Origin of the sequence: Mycobacterium sp. SMC-14 (genome assembly GCF_046250075.1) — a bacterium.
Taxonomy (GTDB): domain Bacteria; phylum Actinomycetota; class Actinomycetes; order Mycobacteriales; family Mycobacteriaceae; genus Mycobacterium.
Window position 1 is genome coordinate 1993216 of record NZ_CP176429.1, and the last position, 14563, is coordinate 2007778.

The window sequence follows — 14563 nt, forward strand, 5'->3', positions numbered from 1 at the left end:
ATGCCGCCCGACACCCCGGCCGTGCCACCGGATGAGCCGGAGCACGCCGCAGACGCCCCGGAAACCGAAGTAACGCAGGCGCCCGAAGCCGGCGGAACCGGCGAACCGGACTCGGGGGCCCCGCAGGGCGAGGTCGGCGCAGTCGCCGCGGACGAGCCGGAGGCGGAATCCGCCGACGAGCCCGCCGAGGTGGAGGGACCGCGGCGCCGGGCCCGCCGAGAGCGCGCGGAGCGACGCGCCGCGCAGGCGCGCGCCGAGGCGATCGAACAGGCTCGCCGCGAGGCCAAGCGGCGACTGCGCACCGGTTCTGCCGAACCGGCCAAAGGCGTTTCCCGCGGCACCATTCGGGGCCTGAAGATGGTGTTGGCCGTCTTTCTGGCAGCGGTGCTCGTCGTCGGGCTGGGGCTCATCTTGTACTTCACCCCGCTCATGTCGGCGCGCGAGATCGAGGTCACCGGGATCACGGCGGTGACCCGTGAGGAAGTGCTGGACGTCGCGCGGGTGCAGCTGGGAACGCCGTTGTTGCAGATCGACACCGGCAGTGTGGCCGACCGGGTCGCGACGATCCGACGGGTGGCCAGCACTCGGGTGCAGCGGCAGTATCCCTCGGTGCTGGGGATCGCGATCGTCGAGCGGGTCCCGGTGGTCTACAAGGACTTTCCGGACGGCCCGCACCTGTTCGACCGGGACGGCGTCGATTTCGCGACCGGAGCGCCGCCGAGGATGCTGCCGTTCTTCGACGTGGAGAATCCCGGCCCGGCGGACCCGTCCACCCTGGCCGCCCTGCAGGTGATGACCTCGCTGGCGCCCGACGTAGCCGGGCAGATCAGCCGGGTGGCCGCCCCGTCCGTGGCGTCGATCACCCTGACGCTGGCCGACGGCCGGGTGGTGGTGTGGGGCAACACCGACCGCACCGCGGAGAAGGCACAGAAGCTGGCGGCGCTGTTGACCCAGCCCGGCCACACCTATGACGTGTCGAGCCCGGACCTGCCCACCGTCCGATAGCGCCGCCGCCCACCACCCCCGCCGAGCGTGAATCCGGCTGCACGACACGCGGAAATCCCGTCGCCAGGTTCACACTCGGCGAGGGGGGCAGCGGGAAACCTGCGTCCTACAGGAAAATTCGCCGGGCGTGTCTCGGCGCGTCGGCGCCGATGACGGCCGCGGCGGCCCTACTGTGGCGGTTGCGCGGAACAACTTGACATAACTCTAAGCCTTTGGTTGAGGTTGAGGGTTTGGCAGGGTTTGTTGAAGACAGAATCGGGGAGTTCCGCGCCAAGCCCGGCCCCAGAGAGGACTCCAATCCCACCAGGGAGGAAGACGAACGATGACCCCACCGCACAACTATCTGGCCGTCATCAAAGTCGTGGGTATCGGTGGTGGCGGCGTCAATGCCGTCAACCGGATGATCGAGCAGGGGCTCAAGGGCGTCGAGTTCATCGCGATCAACACCGACGCACAGGCATTGTTGATGAGCGACGCCGACGTCAAACTCGACGTCGGCCGTGACTCCACCCGCGGCCTCGGTGCCGGCGCCGACCCCGAAGTGGGTCGCCGGGCCGCCGAAGACGCCAAGGACGAGATCGAGGAGCTGCTGCGCGGCGCCGACATGGTGTTCGTCACCGCCGGCGAGGGCGGCGGCACCGGCACCGGCGGTGCACCGGTGGTCGCGACCATCGCCCGCAAGCTCGGCGCGCTGACCGTCGGCGTGGTCACCCGTCCGTTCTCCTTCGAGGGCAAGCGGCGCAGCAACCAGGCCGAAAACGGCATCGGCGCACTGCGGGAGAGCTGCGACACCCTGATCGTGATCCCCAACGACCGACTGCTGCAGATGGGCGACGCCCAGGTCTCGCTGATGGACGCGTTCCGCAGCGCCGACGAGGTGCTGCTCAACGGTGTCCAGGGCATCACCGACCTGATCACCACCCCCGGCCTGATCAACGTCGACTTCGCCGACGTCAAGGGCATCATGAGCGGCGCCGGCACCGCGCTGATGGGCATCGGCTCGGCCCGCGGCGACGGGCGGGCGCTCAAGGCCGCCGAGATCGCGATCAACTCGCCGCTGCTGGAAGCCTCGATGGAAGGCGCCCAGGGCGTGCTGATGTCGGTCGCCGGCGGCAGCGACCTGGGGTTGTTCGAGATCAACGAGGCGGCATCGCTGGTTCAGGACGCCGCGCACCCCGAGGCCAACATCATCTTCGGCACCGTGATCGACGACTCCCTCGGTGACGAGGTGCGGGTGACGGTGATCGCGGCCGGCTTCGACTCGGCGGGCTCCGGCCGCAAGCCGGTGACCGGTGCGTCCGGTGCGGCCCGGCACGCGATGGCGCCCGGACAGGCCGGCAAGGTCACCACATCGCTGTTCGACCCGGTGGATGCGGTCAGCGTGCCGGCTCCCACCAACGGTGCCACGGTCAGCGTCGGCGGACGCAATGGCGATGACGGCTGCGACGACGACGACGTCGACGTGCCACCCTTCATGCGGCACTGAGTTGATGGCGATGGCCCGCTTCGCCCGGCTCCGCCGCGCTCGCGACCACCGCGGTTTTACCGCATGACTTTTCGCATCCGGCGGGTGACGACCACCCGGTCCGGCGGTATCTCGGCGGCCCCGTTCGACAGCTTCAACCTCGGCGACCACGTCGGCGATGACCCGGCGGCGGTGGCGGCCAACCGTGCGCGGCTGGCCAAGGCCACCGGCCTCGGCGCCGACCGGCTGGTGTGGATGAATCAGGTCCACGGCGATCATGTGGTGGTCGTCGACGGCCCACGTGACACCCCGATCGACGCCACCGATGCTCTGGTCACCACCGTGCCCCGGTTGGCAATGGTGGTGGTGACCGCCGACTGCGTCCCGGTGCTGATGGCCGACGCCCGTGCCGGGGTGGTCGCCGCCGTCCACGCCGGCCGGGTCGGCGCGCAGCACGGCGTGGTCGCTCGCGCACTGGAGGCGATGCTGGCGGCGGGCGCACGGGCGGGTGACGTTTCGGTTTTGCTGGGCCCGGCCGTCAGCGGGCTGCACTACGAGGTGCCCGCCGCCATGGCCGACGAGGTCGAGGCGGCGCTGCCGGGCAGTCGCACCGTCACGTCGGCGGGCACGCCCGGGCTGGACCTGCGGGCTGGAATCGCCCGTCAACTAAGGGGATTGGGCGTCGAGTCCATTGACGCCGACCCGCGTTGCACCGCGGCGGACCCGAAGCTGTTCAGCCACCGTCGCGACGGACTCACCGGCCGGCTGGCGTCCCTGATATGGCTGGAATGAGTCCGCGGTAGAGGTCGCTGGAGGGGGTGGATGAAACCGGTGGGAGCTGTCCGCGTGTCGGTGCCGCGCCAACGCGCTCGCTGCCGTTACCGTCACCGTTATTAGTCACTTCAGTCACACCTTCATCACAGTCATCAGCCTAGAAGGGTCCAAGGATGAGCACACTCCACAAGGTCAAGGCCTACTTCGGGATGGCTCCTATGGAGGACTACGACGACGACTACTACGACGACGGCGATGACCGCGCCGGGTCGCGTGACTACGCGCCTCGGGCGGAGCGATTCGGCGAGGATGTTTTCGACCGCGTCGGCGGCCGCTCGGAGAGCCGTTACGACGGCCGTTTCGAGGACCGCGACTACGACGACGCACCGGCGGGCTACCGGGGCGGCGGCTACGAGGACGACCCCCGCTACCGGGCGCGTGAGTTCGACCGTCCCCGGGACTTCGAGCGCCGGTTCTCCTCGTTGCGCGGCTCGACCCGCGGCGCCCTGGCGATGGAGCCGCGCCGGATGGCGCAGATGTTCGACGAGAGCAGCCCGCTGTCCAAGATCACCACGCTGCGTCCCAAGGACTACAGCGAGGCGCGCACCATCGGCGAGCGGTTCCGCGACGGCACCCCGGTGATCATGGATCTGGTGTCGATGGACAACGCCGACGCCAAGCGGCTGGTCGACTTCGCGGCAGGTCTTGCCTTCGCCCTGCGTGGTTCCTTCGACAAGGTCGCGACCAAGGTGTTTCTGCTGTCGCCGGCCGACGTCGACGTGTCTCCGGAGGAGCGTCGCCGCATCGCCGAGACCGGCTTCTACGCGTATCGGTAGGCTGGAACGGCAGTCGAGCCGGTCAGCACTGCTGATGCGGGCACACCCTCGTCAGTAAGGTCGCATTCCGTTGGCGCTGTTCTTCACGATTCTCGGTATCGCGCTATTTGTCTTCTGGCTGTTGTTGATCGCCCGAATCGTCATCGAGTTCATCCGCTCGTTCAGCCGTGACTGGCACCCCACCGGGGCCACCGTGGTGATCCTGGAGCTGATCATGAGCATCACCGATCCGCCGGTGAAGCTGCTACGACGCCTCATCCCGCAGTTGACCATCGGCGCGGTGCGCATCGATCTCTCGATCATGGTGCTGCTGCTGATCGCGTTCGTCGGCATGGAACTGGCCCTGCAGCACGCCGCGTGACGGGCGCGGCCCAGAGAACTCAGACCCGGGTCAGGCGCAAGCGCCATGCCTCCGGACCACGCTCCTCGTAGCCGACCGCGAGCCGGCCACCGCTGCGCTCGGCGAGCTGGCGCAGCAGCGGAAGCGGGTCGTGCGGGGCCACCAGCAGCATCGATCCGCCCACCGGCACCGCGTCGAAGGCGCCGAACACCGTCGCGTGCCTGATGGCATGCGGAATCTCTCGCACGTCGAGTTCGGGCATCTCGTCGTCTTCCTCGCCGCAGCCGCACCCGGCATGACCCTCGTGTCCGTGGGCCGCGGGGCCGGGCTTGGCGGGTTGGGCGGGCCCGGATGCGATGTCATCCAGGCCGGGAAGTTCGGCGGCCAGTGCGGCCAGCGAGACACCGCTGGCCTGCGCCAGCGCGGGCAGCAACAGGTCGGCGACCTTACCCAGCAGCGCCTCCAGCAGGACACGCAGCGCCTCCGCGTGCGCGACTATCTGCACCCGGTCGGTGCCGTGGGCGATTCGAGCCGCCACCTGCTCGATCAGTTGGATGTCGCCGAGCAGTCCTTCCACCAGTAGCCGCGAACGTTCGACGCCGGCGACTGCGGGGAAGATCAGCCCCACCGCGGCCTGCAGCTGCGGCCGCACTACCTGGTCGATGGATGCCTGCACCGCGCGATGCGCCTCGCCGAAAGCCGGGTCTGTCGCGCCGACCGCTGCGAAGACCGCTGCGCCCAGGGCGGCCTGGCGGCCGAGGAGTTCGGCGTAGCGAGATCGGATGTCCTCGACGGATGCCGAGTCCGCCGCACTGGTCGCCATGACCACGTCATTGCTTGTCATTCCCGAGTGTCCCTCCGGTCGGTTCCGCGCGGAGCGACCTCGCTATGAATAATTACGGGTCGCGATTGTGAATAATACGGCGCGGGCGGCCGGACCGGTACCCCCCCGGGGCCGGGCGGGGCCGCCGGACCGGCTGGCGACACGTTTGGACACCCAGCGAAATAGATCACATTTCGCTGGCTGGACGCCTAAGCGCTTTGCTGCCCGCAACCGGAAGGGCGGCACCGCCGACGACTGCCGGTGGTAGCCCGAACCCCAGTTCCCGGGGGTTTTGGTCTAGCCGCGGCGGGCTGCGGCGCCGCTCACCGGCGCGGATCGCCGATCGCCGTCAGGGCTTGCGTTTGCCAAAGCGTGACTTTTGTGGCAGCAATTTGAAATTCGCTCTTAATATCATTCACATTGCCGAGCACAGCGGCGGATGTGACAGGATGGACGGCAGTTACACACGGCGAGCGTTTTCCCGGTCGACTACCGTGCCCGATCGGCGCTACTACTACCTGACTCAAGGGGGCAGACGATGCCACTAACACCTGCCGACGTACATAACGTCGCGTTCAGCAAACCGCCTATTGGGAAGCGCGGCTACAACGAGGACGAGGTCGACGCCTTCCTGGACTTGGTGGAGACCGAGCTGACTCGCCTCATTGAGGAGAACGCCGACCTGCGGCAGCGGGTCAGCGAGCTCGACCAGGACCTGGCCGCGGCTCGTGCCGGTGGCGGCGCCCAGTCGATCCCCTCAATCCCGGTCTACGAGCCCGCCCCCGAGCCGGTGGCACCGCCGCAGCCGGTGGTCGCCGCACCGGCGGTCCAGGAAGCACCTTCCGAGGAGCAGCACCTCAAGGCGGCCCGCGTGCTGAGCCTGGCCCAGGACACCGCCGACCGGTTGACCGGCACCGCCCGGGCCGAGTCGGAGAAGCTGATGGCCGACGCCCGCGCCAACGCCGACCAGATCCTCACCGAGGCACGGCAGACCGCGGAGACGACCGTCGCCGAAGCCCGTCAGCGCGCCGACGCGATGCTGACAGACGCCCAGACTCGTTCGGAGACCCAGCTACGCCAGGCTCAGGAGAAGGCCGACGCCCTGCAGGCCGACGCAGAACGCAAGCACTCCGAGATCATGGGCACCATCAACCAGCAGCGCACCGTGCTGGAAGGCCGTCTCGAACAACTGCGCACCTTCGAGCGTGAGTACCGCACCCGGCTCAAGACCTACCTGGAATCGCAGCTCGAGGAGCTGGGCCAGCGCGGCTCGGCGGCACCGGTCGACAGCAGCGCCACCGGTGACGGCGGCGGGTTCAACCATTTCAACCGCGGCACCAACTGACCGTCGGAGTCGAATAGTTCGTCCGTTGGACTGGAGGTGATTCGATGCTGGTGATCGCATTGGTATTGGCGGTAATCGGCCTTGCCGCATTGGTATTCGCCGTCGTCACCAGCAATGCGCTGGTGGCGTGGGTCTGTATCGGTGCGAGTGTGCTGGGCGTGCTGCTGTTGATCGTGGACGCGTTGCGGGAGCGGCGCGCGAACGCCCCTGCGGTCGAGGCCCCCGTGGCTGCCGACGACGCCGTCGAGGAGGACGAGTTTCTCGCCGACGATGACGAGGATGCCGGCATGGAGATCTCCGACGCCGCTGAGGTGGCGGACTTCGACGCTGAGGCCGCCGAGGCGGCCGAAGAGACCGCCGACGATATCGCTGCGCACCCGGCCGATTAGCCCGCTGCTCGCCTGGTAGTCGGTGCGGCCAGCAGGTCTCGCACTTCGTCGTCGTCGGTCTGGTCAAAGTCGCGATAGACCTGCCCCACCGCATCGAAGGCGTCGGGGGTCGTGACGCAGACGACGTCGTCGGCCTCCTGGGCGATCTTTCGGCACGCCGAGCGTGGCGCCACCGGCACCGCAACGATGATCGAGGCCGGTTCGGCCGCCTGGACCGCCCGCACCGCCGCCAGCACACTGGCTCCGGTCGCGATTCCGTCGTCGACCAAGATCACCACCCGGCCGCGCAGATCGGCCGCCGGCCGGTCCCCGCGGTAGACACGTTCGCGGCGGCGCAATTCGGTGGTCTCGCGCTCGATCACCGACGCCACCACGTCATTGCTGATACCCAGGCTGCGGACCACCTCGTCATTCATCACCACCTGGCCGCCGGCCAACGCACCCATCGCCAACTCCGGCTGCTGCGGCACGCCGAGCTTGCGGACCAGGAACACGTCCAGCGGCGCCCGCAGCGCGGCCGCGACCTCCCAGGCGACCGGCACTCCGCCGCGGGCCAATCCCAGCACCACCAGGCCCTGGGTGCTCGCTACGCCGGGCAGGTAGGCCGTTACGAGACCGGCCAGGGCCCGGCCGGCGTCACGGCGGTTGTCAAAGGTGCGTGGCGCCGGCTGGCGAAAGTACGCGCCTGGACGAGTCATCTCCCCATCGAGCCTACGACGGTTGGGGCTTTGGTGATGCAGCTCGGCCATGCCGCAGCCGGCCAAAGCGGAGCCTGATCCTGCTGGGCGGGCCTGCCTGTGCCGCCGGACCGCAGGGGCGTTCGCCCGCCTTTGAGCGACACTTTCGGTCAATCCCGGCTCACTGCAGTAGTTGTCGCTGAAAGCCGGGCGCAAGCCCACATGGCCGGAGCGGGCCGTAACCCATGACCCGACTCATCGCAAATAAATTGTGTCCGAGGGGGGACTTGAACCCCCACGCCCGTTAATAGGGCACTAGCACCTCAAGCTAGCGCGTCTGCCATTCCGCCACTCGGACCAACCCGGCGTGGCCGGGCAGCTAAGGCTAACGGATGCCGATCGCTGGACCCAAACCCAGCCCTCGCAACGCGATCCGAAGGGGCGCGAAGTGGTAGTAAAGGTAGCTGTGACCGATTTCCCCGATCCTGCCGGAGACGCAGTGGGCGAGGTGGTCGAACTCGTCAGCACTCTCATCCGTTTCGACACCTCCAACACCGGCGAGCCGGCCACCACCAAAGGTGAGGCCGACTGCGCGCGCTGGGTGGCCACCCAGCTTGAGGAGGTGGGCTATGAGACCGAATACCTCGAATCGGGTGCGCCGGGGCGGGGAAACGTGTTCGCCCGCCTCAAGGGCAGTGATCCATCCCGCGGGGCGCTGCTGATCCACGGGCACCTCGACGTGGTGCCGGCCGAGGCCAGCGAGTGGAGTGTGCACCCGTTCTCCGGCGCGATCGAGGACGGCTATGTCTGGGGTCGCGGCGCGGTCGACATGAAGGACATGGTCGGCATGATGATCGCGGTGGCCCGGCACCTGGCCCGGCACAAGATCACCCCGCCGCGGGATCTGGTGTTCGCCTTCGTCGCCGACGAGGAGGCCGGCGGCAAGTACGGAGCGCATTGGCTCGTCGAGAACCGCCCCGACCTGTTCGCCGGGGTCACCGAGGCGATCGGGGAGGTCGGCGGTTTCTCGCTGACGGTGCCGCGGCGCGACGGCGGGGAGCGCAGGCTGTACCTGATCGAGACCGCGGAGAAGGGCCTGTCCTGGATGCGGCTGCGGGCCCACGGCCGGGCCGGGCACGGGTCGATGATCAACGACGACAACGCCGTCACCACCTTGGCCGAGGCGGTGGCCCGGCTGGGCCGCCACCGGTTCCCGCTGGTCCTTTCCGATGCGGTGGTGGAGTTTCTGGCCGCGGTCAGTGAGGAGACCGGGCACACCATCGACGTCGATTCCCCGGACCTGGAGGGGATGATCGAGAAGCTGGGGCCGATCGCCCGCATCGTCAACGCCACGCTGCGCGACACCGCGACGCCGACCATGCTGGCGGCCGGCTACAAGGCCAACGTGATCCCGGCGACCGCCGAGGCGGTAGTGGACTGCCGGGTGCTGCCCGGGCGCCAGGCGGCGTTCGAGGCCGAGGTCGACGCGCTGATCGGCCCCGACGTGACCCGGGAATGGGTCGCCCTCCAGCCGCCCGTAGAGACCACCTTCGACGGTGACCTGGTCGAGGCGATGAATGCGGCGCTGCTGGCCTGTGACCCCGACGCCCGAACCGTGCCCTACATGCTGTCCGGGGGAACGGATGCAAAAGCGTTCGCCAAGTTGGGTATTCGGTGCTTCGGCTTCGCTCCGCTGCGGCTGCCGCCCGACCTCGACTTCGCCGCGCTGTTCCACGGAGTCGACGAACGCGTACCGGTTGACGCGCTGGAGTTTGGTACCCGCGTACTGCACCACTTCCTGACACACTGCTGACCAAACGACGAAGTTGATCCACTACGAGAGGACCAGTCATGACCACAGCCCCCGACCCGTACGCCGCGCTGCCCAAGCTGCCGTCGTTCACGCTCACCTCCACGTCGCTGACCGACGGCCAGTCGCTGGGCAAAGCCCAGGTCAGCGGAATCATGGGTGCCGGTGGTGAGGACGCCAGCCCGCAGCTGAGCTGGTCGGGCTTTCCCGAGGAGACCCGCAGCTTCGCAGTCACCGTCTACGACCCGGACGCCCCCACCGCGTCGGGCTTCTGGCACTGGGCGGTGGCCAACCTGCCGGCCACCTGCACCGAGCTGCCCGAGGGCGTCGGGGACGGCAGCCTGCTGCCCGGCGATGCGCTGACCCTGGTCAACGACGCCGGGATGCGCCGCTATGTGGGTGCCGCGCCGCCGGCCGGTCACGGGGCGCACCGCTACTACGTTGCGGTGCACGCCGTCGACGTCGAGAAGCTGGAGTTGGCCGAGGACGCCAGCCCGGCCTACCTGGGCTTCAACCTGTTCATGCACGCGATCGCCCGCGCGGTGATCGTCGGCACCTACGAGCAGAACTAACGCACACTTCCCGCGAGCGTGCGTGTTTGTACGGCCGCGACCGGCGTGTCGCGTACAAACACGCACGCTCGCGCAGGAGGGAAGGGGGGACGCGCTAGCGGGTGGCGGACCCGACCGCCTCGGCCAGTGACGTGAACCCGCCGTCGCGCAGCCGCTGCGCCAGACCGTCATGGATGTTGCGGGCCCACAGGCCGCCGCCGTAGATGAAGCCGGTGTAGCCCTGCAGCAGCGAGGCGCCGGCGGTGATGCGCTCCCAGGCGTCGTCGGCGGTCTCGATCCCACCCACACTGATCAGGACCAGCCGGTCGCCCACTCGGGCGTACAACCGCCGCAGCACCTCCAGCGCTCGGCGGGCCACCGGTGGGCCGGAGATGCCGCCGGGCCCCAACTCGGCCACCCCCGGGGTCGCCAGGCCCTCGCGTGACACCGTGGTGTTGGTCGCCACGATGCCGGCCAGGCCCAACTCCACGCACAGGTCGGCAATGGCATCCAGGTCGGTGTCGGCCAGATCCGGTGCGATCTTCACCAGCACCGGCTTGGTGGTCTCGGCGCGCACCGCGGCCAGGATGGGCCGCAGCGACTCGACGGCCTGCAGGTCGCGCAGTCCCGGCGTGTTCGGCGAGCTGACGTTGACCACCAGGTAGTCGGCCAGCGGGGCAAGCAGCCGGGCACTGGTGCGGTAGTCCTGCACTGCGCCCTCGGGCGGGGTGACCTTGGTCTTGCCGATGTTCACGCCGATCGGCACGTCGGCCCGGTGCCGCGTCAGTCGCGCCGCCAGGGCAGCGGCCCCGTGATTGTTAAAGCCCATCCGGTTCAGCAGCGCGCGGTCGTCGGGCAGCCGGAACAGCCGGGGCGCGGGGTTACCCGGTTGTGCCGCCGCCGTCACGGTGCCCACCTCGGCGTAACCGAAACCCAATGCGCCCCAAGCCTTGAGCCCGGAACCATTCTTGTCGAACCCGGCGGCCAGCCCGAGCGGCCCGGGGAATTGCACGCCGAACACGGTGCTGGCCAGCAGCGGGTCGTGCGGGGCGAGCCGGCGCTGCAGAGACCGGCGTGCCGGCGGCGTCGCGGCGGCGCCGCGCAAACCCGCGAACACGATGGTGTGGATGCGCTCGGCCGGCACCATGAAGAACGCCCGGCGCACGGCGCCGTAGAGACCCATCGGTCTACAGTCCCGGCTGGTCGACGCAGCGGCTCTCGCTGATCGCATTCACGGCAGACTTCTTGCGGCGCAGCAACACTCGCCTGCTCCCGTCGGTGTACAACCGCACTCGGGTCAGCTCCCAACCTCGGTATTCGGCTTCGATGGACAACCGGGTGGACGCCCCGATCCGGGTGACCTCCGGGGGCAGTCGCAGCGGAATCCATTCGTAGTCATCGGACAGTTCGGTGTCCCAGCCGGCCGGCATTCGTCGTGGACGCAGCGCGGTCACCGCGGCCTCGCGGCGTGCTCGATCACCTGGACCCCAGCGCCGGAGCCCGACACCACGTACAGGGTGTCTGACTTCTCGTCCAAGGCCAGGGTGTTGGGTTGCTGCACGGTCGGATAGCGAACCTTCTCCACGGGAATTCCGGTGGTCAAATCGTAGCCGACCACGGTGTTCGTCCCGGTCTGCGACACCCAGGCAAACCCGCCCGCCCCGGCCAGCCCGTAGGGGGCGTCCGGCACCGGGTAGTCCTGGTGCAGCATCAGCGGGTCCACGCCGTACACCAGCAGTCGGCCGCTGCGGGGGTCGGCCGCCAGCACCGGCCCCTGCGACGTGGCGGCCAGGGTGGTGGCGCCCTGGCCCGCCCGCAGCGCGTACTGGGGTTTGCCGTCGGTGCCGATGGTCGTCACCGAGGTCTGCCCGCGGTCCAGCACCACCGCGATATCGCCCTGGGTCACGATCTGGTCGACCCGGGCGAAGATCTTGGCCCGCTCGGCGATCCGCGTGCCGTCGGCGGCCAGTGTGTAGACCGCGCCGTCGCCGCTGCCCAACACCATGATTCCGTCGGCGCGCCGGCCGATCGCGGTGAACTCGACACCGGCGGCATCGGCTACGTCGACGCGTTTGATGCCGCGGGTGGCCAGGTCGACGGTGTAGTAGCCGCCGCTCCCGGACAGGTAGGCCACACCCTGGCCGTCGCCGGCCAGCGCGCTCGCCGGCCCCGGCAACGCCACCGCGGCGGGTGGGCGACTGGCGTCGCCGACCAGTCCGAGCGTCGCGGCGGCCTGCGCGTCCGGCCCGGGGGACAGCACCGCCAGCAGTCCGGTGGTCGCGTCGAACACCGCACCGGTGGCCCGGCCGGCCAGCGGCCGTACCGTGCCGGCCGGGCGCACCGCAGCGACCGGGGAAACGGCGGGCTCGGCCGGCGCGATCGTAGGCGGCGGCGCGGTGATGGGATTGGATGAGCACGCTGTGAGCAGCAGTAGCGGCAGCAACAGGCCTTGCAGGGTCCGGCGGGGCCGGCGGGTGGGGCGCTTGGGCACAGGGCAGCTCTTCCAGCTCGTCAGGGTGGCGGATGGGTGCGAACACCGATTCTAAGGAAGGCGGCGAGGTGAAGCTCGCATGTCCGTCCGAACAATAAGTTCGCTTAGGTGTAACCTCTCGGCCATGACTGTGGTCGATGACTGGCAGCTGGCGTGTTCGGAGTTCCGCATCGAGGAGATCTGGACCGGCGCCTTCGCCAGTGGTTTCGGCGAGGTCGGTGACGGCCGCAGCTTCTCTTTCCACACCGAGCAGCAGAAGCTCGTGGTCGACATCTATCGGCCCCGGCTGGCCGGCCCGGTCCCGCACGACGAGGACGTGGTCGCCACCGCGAGCCGGCACCTGTTCGAGATCGATGTCGCCGACGAGCGCAGCCTGACCGCCGCGGTGCGCGACGTGGTATCCGGTCTGACCCGCTGACACCAGCCCGGTACGGTCATCGTCGTGTCGGTAGTCGAGGCGGTGATGTCCTGGCCGCAAGTAGTCGTCCTGGCGATTGTCCAGGGCCTCACCGAGTTTCTGCCGGTTTCCTCCTCGGGACACCTGGCCTTGGTCTCCCGGTTGTTCTTCGCCGGTGACGCGGGCGCTTCCTTCACCGCGGTGACCCAGCTCGGCACCGAGGTCGCCGTGCTGGTGTATTTCGCCAAGGACATCGCACGCATCGCCACAGCCTGGCTGTCCGGGGTGGCGTCGGCGTTGGCCAAGACACCGTTGCCCGCCGAACGCGAGACCGACTACCGGATGGGTTGGTACGTGATCATCGGCACCATTCCCATCTGTGTGCTGGGCCTGCTGTTCAAAGACCTGATCCGGTCCGGGGTCCGCAACCTGTGGGTGGTGGCCACCGCGTTGGTGGTGTTCTCGTTGGTGATCGCCGCGGCCGAATACTTCGGCCGTCAGGCCCGCCACGCCAAGGAACTGACCTGGCGCGACGCCGTGCTGGTGGGTTCGGCGCAGACCCTTGCGCTGGTGCCGGGGGTGTCGCGGTCCGGGGCCACCATCAGTGCCGGGCTGTTCGCCGGCCTGGACCGGGAATTGGCTGCCCGGTTCGGGTTCCTGCTGGCGATTCCGGCGGTGTTCGCCTCCGGGCTGTTCTCGCTGCCGGATGCGTTTCACCCCGAAGGTGCGGGGATGAGCGCCAGCGGTCTGCAACTGCTGGTCGCCACCCTGATCGCGTTCGCCGTGGGCTGGGCGGCCATCTCCTGGTTCCTGAAGTTCCTGGTGTCGCACAGCATGTACTGGTTTGTCGGGTACCGGGTGATCGCCGGGACGACGATCCTGGTGCTGCTGGCCACCGGGGTGTTGGCGGCCTCGCCATGACCGTCATCCTGCTGCGCCATGGCCGGTCCACCTCGAACACCTCCGGGGTGCTGGCCGGGCGCACCGAAGGCGTCGAGCTCGACGAGTTGGGGCGCGAACAAGCCGCCCAGCTCGTCGGCCGGCTCGACGGCCTGCCGATCAAGGCGGTGGTGCGCTCACCGCTGCTGCGCTGCCGACGCACCGTTGAGCCGCTGGCCGCTGCCCTGCGGCTGGAGCCGCTCGTCGACGACCGGCTCGCCGAGGTCGACTATGGGGCCTGGACCGGCCGCAAGATCAGCGAGCTGACCGCCGAGCCGCTGTGGCGGGTGGTGCAGGCGCAGCCCAGCGCGGCGATCTTCCCCGACGGTGAGGGGCTGGCGCAGGTGCAGGTCCGGGCGGTCAGTGCGGTCCGTGATCACGACCGGCAGCTGGCCGCCCAGCACGGCGCCGACGTGCTGTGGGTGGCGTGCACCCACGGCGATGTCATCAAGGCGGTCATCGCCGACGCGCTCGGCGTGCACCTGGACGGCTTTCAGCGGATCACCGCAGACCCGGCATCGGCGAGCGTGATCCGCTACACGCCGTTGCGCCCGTTCGTAATCCACCTCAATCACACCGGAGCGTCGTTGGCCGCCGCGGTGAAGAGTTCGCCGGCCGGCGCCGTCGGTGAAAGCGACGCGGTAGTCGGCGGTTCCACCACCTAGGTCCACCTCGCCGAAGACAGATGCCGTCGGCCGCCTCAACTGCCGGTATTTTGGAG

At 69.1% G+C, this 14563-nt stretch carries 17 protein-coding genes and 1 tRNA gene; 12 read left to right on the forward strand and 6 right to left on the reverse strand.

The features are described 5' to 3' along the window. From ACKY0W_RS09280 to ACKY0W_RS09300, 5 genes are all read left to right on the forward strand, one after another. Window positions 1–1005, forward strand: coding sequence for a cell division protein FtsQ/DivIB (locus ACKY0W_RS09280; protein WP_409437701.1), 1005 nt, complete (start codon window positions 1–3; stop codon window positions 1003–1005). Between the two features lie 322 nt (window positions 1006–1327). After that, window positions 1328–2491, forward strand: a complete 1164-nt coding sequence (ftsZ, locus tag ACKY0W_RS09285) for a cell division protein FtsZ (protein WP_409437317.1) — start codon at window positions 1328–1330, stop codon at window positions 2489–2491. Between the two features lie 63 nt (window positions 2492–2554). Further along, window positions 2555–3262, forward strand: coding sequence for a peptidoglycan editing factor PgeF (gene pgeF, locus ACKY0W_RS09290; RefSeq protein WP_406758385.1), 708 nt, complete (start codon window positions 2555–2557; stop codon window positions 3260–3262). 155 nt (window positions 3263–3417) lie between these two features. Further along, a complete protein-coding gene (locus ACKY0W_RS09295) occupies window positions 3418–4080 on the forward strand; it encodes a cell division protein SepF (protein ID WP_409437318.1) in 663 nt (220 codons plus the stop codon). Window positions 4081–4150: 70 nt separating this feature from the next. Beyond that, entirely contained in the window at window positions 4151–4441 is a 291-nt protein-coding gene (locus tag ACKY0W_RS09300) for a YggT family protein (RefSeq protein ID WP_024440472.1), read from the forward strand. A gap of 19 nt (window positions 4442–4460) precedes the next feature. On the opposite strand, the gene ACKY0W_RS09305 is transcribed toward ACKY0W_RS09300, so the two are convergent. Further along, the gene (locus tag ACKY0W_RS09305; protein ID WP_409437319.1) at window positions 4461–5264 is read right to left on the reverse strand and encodes a DUF2249 domain-containing protein; all 804 of its coding nucleotides are present in this window, start codon (window positions 5262–5264) and stop codon (window positions 4461–4463) included. Window positions 5265–5781: 517 nt separating this feature from the next. Here ACKY0W_RS09305 and ACKY0W_RS09310 point away from each other — a divergent pair. Both ACKY0W_RS09310 and ACKY0W_RS09315 read left to right on the forward strand, forming a co-directional pair. Continuing rightward, complete coding sequence (locus ACKY0W_RS09310; RefSeq protein WP_406758388.1) at window positions 5782–6588, forward strand: DivIVA domain-containing protein; 807 nt, start codon at window positions 5782–5784, stop codon at window positions 6586–6588. A 44-nt stretch (window positions 6589–6632) separates the two neighbouring features. Further along, window positions 6633–6977: a hypothetical protein gene (locus ACKY0W_RS09315; protein ID WP_409437320.1), complete on the forward strand. Its 345-nt coding sequence runs from the start codon at window positions 6633–6635 to the stop codon at window positions 6975–6977. Here ACKY0W_RS09315 and ACKY0W_RS09320 read toward each other — a convergent pair. Further along, entirely contained in the window at window positions 6974–7675 is a 702-nt protein-coding gene (locus ACKY0W_RS09320) for a phosphoribosyltransferase (protein ID WP_409437321.1), read from the reverse strand. The two genes, ACKY0W_RS09315 and ACKY0W_RS09320, sit on opposite strands and share 4 nt — an antisense overlap. 251 nt (window positions 7676–7926) lie before the next feature. After that, window positions 7927–8012, reverse strand: a tRNA-Leu gene (locus tag ACKY0W_RS09325). A gap of 108 nt (window positions 8013–8120) precedes the next feature. Between ACKY0W_RS09325 and ACKY0W_RS09330 the strand changes: the two genes are divergently transcribed. Next, the gene (locus tag ACKY0W_RS09330; protein WP_409437322.1) at window positions 8121–9467 is read left to right on the forward strand and encodes a M20/M25/M40 family metallo-hydrolase; all 1347 of its coding nucleotides are present in this window, start codon (window positions 8121–8123) and stop codon (window positions 9465–9467) included. A gap of 38 nt (window positions 9468–9505) precedes the next feature. Next, entirely contained in the window at window positions 9506–10036 is a 531-nt protein-coding gene (locus ACKY0W_RS09335; protein WP_409437323.1) for a YbhB/YbcL family Raf kinase inhibitor-like protein, read from the forward strand. 94 nt (window positions 10037–10130) lie between these two features. Here the strand turns inward: ACKY0W_RS09335 and ACKY0W_RS09340 are convergent, their stop codons facing one another. The 3 genes from ACKY0W_RS09340 to ACKY0W_RS09350 are packed head-to-tail and all read right to left on the reverse strand — an operon-like array spanning window position 10131 to window position 12506. Then, window positions 10131–11198 carry a quinone-dependent dihydroorotate dehydrogenase gene (locus ACKY0W_RS09340; RefSeq protein ID WP_409437324.1) on the reverse strand — a complete coding sequence of 356 codons (1068 nt, stop codon included), beginning with the start codon at window positions 11196–11198 and terminating at the stop codon, window positions 10131–10133. Between the two features lie 4 nt (window positions 11199–11202). After that, complete coding sequence (locus ACKY0W_RS09345) at window positions 11203–11469, reverse strand: DUF5703 family protein (RefSeq protein WP_409437325.1); 267 nt, start codon at window positions 11467–11469, stop codon at window positions 11203–11205. After that, the gene (locus ACKY0W_RS09350) at window positions 11466–12506 is read right to left on the reverse strand and encodes a hypothetical protein (RefSeq protein ID WP_409437326.1); all 1041 of its coding nucleotides are present in this window, start codon (window positions 12504–12506) and stop codon (window positions 11466–11468) included. Before ACKY0W_RS09350 ends, ACKY0W_RS09345 begins: the two co-directional genes overlap by 4 nt. A gap of 124 nt (window positions 12507–12630) precedes the next feature. Here ACKY0W_RS09350 and ACKY0W_RS09355 point away from each other — a divergent pair, with 124 nt between their 5' ends. From ACKY0W_RS09355 to ACKY0W_RS09365, 3 genes are read left to right on the forward strand one after another with little or no spacing between them, the layout of a single operon-like run. After that, window positions 12631–12924: a hypothetical protein gene (locus tag ACKY0W_RS09355; protein ID WP_406758395.1), complete on the forward strand. Its 294-nt coding sequence runs from the start codon at window positions 12631–12633 to the stop codon at window positions 12922–12924. A 45-nt stretch (window positions 12925–12969) separates the two neighbouring features. Continuing rightward, on the forward strand, window positions 12970–13824 hold the full coding sequence (locus tag ACKY0W_RS09360; protein WP_409437702.1) for an undecaprenyl-diphosphate phosphatase: 855 nt from the start codon (window positions 12970–12972) through the stop codon (window positions 13822–13824). Beyond that, window positions 13821–14507, forward strand: a complete 687-nt coding sequence (locus ACKY0W_RS09365; RefSeq protein ID WP_409437327.1) for a histidine phosphatase family protein — start codon at window positions 13821–13823, stop codon at window positions 14505–14507. The genes ACKY0W_RS09360 and ACKY0W_RS09365 overlap by 4 nt, the downstream gene beginning before the upstream one ends. The last annotated feature ends 56 nt before the right edge of the window (window positions 14508–14563 follow it).

Coding starts and splice junctions, on each gene's coding strand:
- ACKY0W_RS09320 (WP_409437321.1), bottom strand. CDS start 7,675: ATGACTCGTCCAGGCGCGTACTTTCGCCAGCCGGCGCCACGCACCTTT.
- ACKY0W_RS09280 (WP_409437701.1), top strand. CDS start 1: ATGCCGCCCGACACCCCGGCCGTGCCACCGGATGAGCCGGAGCACGCC.
- pgeF (WP_406758385.1), top strand. CDS start 2,555: ATGACTTTTCGCATCCGGCGGGTGACGACCACCCGGTCCGGCGGTATC.
- ftsZ (WP_409437317.1), top strand. CDS start 1,328: ATGACCCCACCGCACAACTATCTGGCCGTCATCAAAGTCGTGGGTATC.
- ACKY0W_RS09355 (WP_406758395.1), top strand. CDS start 12,631: ATGACTGTGGTCGATGACTGGCAGCTGGCGTGTTCGGAGTTCCGCATC.
- ACKY0W_RS09360 (WP_409437702.1), top strand. CDS start 12,970: ATGTCCTGGCCGCAAGTAGTCGTCCTGGCGATTGTCCAGGGCCTCACC.
- ACKY0W_RS09315 (WP_409437320.1), top strand. CDS start 6,633: ATGCTGGTGATCGCATTGGTATTGGCGGTAATCGGCCTTGCCGCATTG.
- ACKY0W_RS09305 (WP_409437319.1), bottom strand. CDS start 5,264: ATGACAAGCAATGACGTGGTCATGGCGACCAGTGCGGCGGACTCGGCA.
- ACKY0W_RS09310 (WP_406758388.1), top strand. CDS start 5,782: ATGCCACTAACACCTGCCGACGTACATAACGTCGCGTTCAGCAAACCG.
- ACKY0W_RS09340 (WP_409437324.1), bottom strand. CDS start 11,198: ATGGGTCTCTACGGCGCCGTGCGCCGGGCGTTCTTCATGGTGCCGGCC.
- ACKY0W_RS09365 (WP_409437327.1), top strand. CDS start 13,821: ATGACCGTCATCCTGCTGCGCCATGGCCGGTCCACCTCGAACACCTCC.
- ACKY0W_RS09335 (WP_409437323.1), top strand. CDS start 9,506: ATGACCACAGCCCCCGACCCGTACGCCGCGCTGCCCAAGCTGCCGTCG.
- ACKY0W_RS09295 (WP_409437318.1), top strand. CDS start 3,418: ATGAGCACACTCCACAAGGTCAAGGCCTACTTCGGGATGGCTCCTATG.